The sequence below is a fragment of the Neisseria sp. P0021.S007 genome (genome assembly GCF_051956855.1).
The window spans coordinates 1-492 of sequence record NZ_JBQCXA010001371.1; the positions used below are offsets into that span (position 1 = coordinate 1).

Below are 492 nucleotides of genomic sequence, written 5' to 3' on the forward strand. Positions count from 1 at the left end.
GGGTGCTGTATTTGCCTTTGGAGTAGTGGACTTCGGCCGCCGGGCTGGTGGCATAGCTGACCACGAGGGGATAGGCGCCGCCGTTTTGGGTGAAGTCGGTGTAGTAGGCTTCGCTCCAGCCTTTGGCAACTTTCACGCCGTTTTGGCGCATTTGCGCCCACCATTTGAACGCACCTTCTTCAACCATGCCGCCGATGTTGGCCAAGAGGAAGGAGAGGCCGGGCGAGGATGTGGCGGGAGACGGGGTTACCAGAAGGTTTTTATATTCCGGTTTGGTCAAATCTTGCAGGGTTTGCGGCAGGGGCAATTTTTTCTGTTCAAACCATTTTTTGTCGTAGTTGATGGCGACATAGGCGTAATCGACAGCCAGCGCATCGGGCAGGGAAGCGGTTACGGGTGCGGATTTGGGTTGGTTGGCGGCGAGGATGCCGGCGGCTTTGGCTTTGCCGATGTTGGCGTTGTCTAAACCGTAAACCGCATCGGCAATCGGGT

The 492-nt window shown here is 56.7% G+C and carries 1 protein-coding gene; it reads right to left on the bottom strand.

The window, feature by feature from the left end:
* Window positions 1-492, bottom strand: a 492-nt coding sequence (locus ACTHUR_RS19230) for a thiamine ABC transporter substrate-binding protein (protein WP_440400385.1), incomplete at both ends; no start/stop codon positions are given.